This window comes from Streptomyces parvulus, assembly GCF_014648855.1.
In the GTDB taxonomy this organism is placed as follows: Bacteria; Actinomycetota; Actinomycetes; order Streptomycetales; family Streptomycetaceae; genus Streptomyces; species Streptomyces parvulus.
Map to the genome: position 1 here is coordinate 1 of NZ_BMRX01000045.1, position 1,796 is coordinate 1,796.

Annotated in this window: 1 protein-coding gene; it reads right to left on the reverse strand. The window is 72.5% G+C overall.

The window, feature by feature from the left end:
• On the reverse strand, positions 1-1,796 hold a 1,796-nt coding region (locus IE108_RS34620), incomplete at both ends, for a condensation domain-containing protein (RefSeq protein ID WP_189397852.1).

The window sequence follows — 1,796 nt, forward strand, 5'->3', positions numbered from 1 at the left end:
ACCATGAAGAGGGTGGTGTTGGTGTCCTGGGCCAGGGCGAGCAGTGCGCGGTGCAGGCCTGCGTCGATGGTGATGGGGACGGTGTCGCCGCGGTAGCTCGCGATCGCGGGCCGGGGTCGGTCGTAGGGCAGTTCCAGCTGGTCGGGTATTCCTTCCAGGGTCTTGGTCCAGAAGTCCAGCTGTCCGTTGACCAGGGAGGAGGGGTCGTCCTCCGAGCCCAGGAGGCCGTGCAGCCACAGGGCGTAGTCGGCGTACTGCACGGGCAGCGGCGACCACCCCGGCGCCACGCCCCCCAGCCGGGCGGCGTAGGCGAGGCTGATGTCCCGGGCCAGCGGCGCCAGCGACCAGCCGTCGCTGGCGACGTGATGCAGGATCAGGAGCAGGACGTGGTCGTCGGGTCCGGTGGTGAACAGCCGGGCCCGCAGCGGCAGATCGGCCGTGACGTCGAAGGAGGTGTTGCCGGCGGCCCGGAGTGCCTCGTCCAGGTCCGCCGCCGCCACCTCGACCACGGGCAGCTCGGGACGGACCCGGTCGGGCTCCAGGATGACCTGCCGGGGTTCCCCGTCGATCTGCGGGAGCACCGTCCGCAGGGCCTCGTGCCGGGCGAACACGTCGGTGATCGCCGCTCGCAGGGCCGCCCGGTCCAGCTCCCCCGAGAGCCGCACGGCGAACGGCAGCACGTAGCTCGCGCCCGTCTTCTCCAGGTCGTTGAGGAACCAGAGGCGACGCTGCGCCGGTGACAGCGGAATCCGTTCCGGACGCTCCGCCGCCGTCAGCGCGGCGCGGGCCGACCCCGCCTCCGACAGCCGGTCGGCGAGGGCGGCCACGGTGGGCGCCTCGAAGAGGGCCGGGACCGGAAGTTCGACGCCCAGCGCCGATCGGATACGGCTGACGAGGCGGGTGGCGAGGAGGGAGTGGCCCCCGAGCTTGAAGAAGTTGTCGTCGATTCCGACGGCGGGCACACCCAGAATCCCGGCGAACAGGCCGCACAGGATCTCCTCGCGCGGGTCGCGTGGTCCGCGCCCGGTTCGGGCCGCCGTCGTCGTCGGGTCGGGCGCGGGGAGGGCGCGCCGGTCCAGCTTGCCGTTGTTGGTCAGGGGGAGTTGGTCGAGGACGATGAAGGCGGTGGGGACCATGTACTCGGGGAGCAGGCCGGCCGCGTGGGTGCGTACGGCTTCGGTGTCCACGGTGCCGTCCTCGGCGGAGGCGACGAGGTAGGCGGTCAGGCGTTTGTCGCCGGGCTGGTCCTCGCGGGCGATGACGGCGACCTGGGCGAGTCCGGGGTGGCGGCCCAGTACGGCCTCGATCTCGCCGAGTTCGATGCGGAAGCCGCGGATCTTGACCTGGTCGTCGGCCCGCCCCACGAACTCCAGCAGGCCCTGGGCCGACCAGCGGGCCAGGTCACCCGTGCGGTACATACGGCCGCCGGGAGGACCGAACGGATCGGCCACGAACCGCTCCGCCGTCAGATCCGCCCGCCCGTGATAGCCCCGCGCCAACCCCGCACCCGCGATGTACAACTCACCGGGGTCACCTGCCGGAACCGGCCGCAGGCCGGCGTCCAGGATGTAGGCCTGCATGCCCTCCAGGGGGCGTCCCACCGGGATGGGCGCCGGCACCGCGTCGGCCGCGGTCCAGGGGGCCTGGGTGGCGAAGAGCGTGGTCTCGGTCGGACCGTACGTCGACCGGACCACGGTGTCGGGGCAGTGTTCCAGGACGCGGTGGACCGCGGTCGGGGAGATGACGTCACCACCGGTGATGACCTCCCGCACCCCCGCGAAACAACCCGGGTCCTC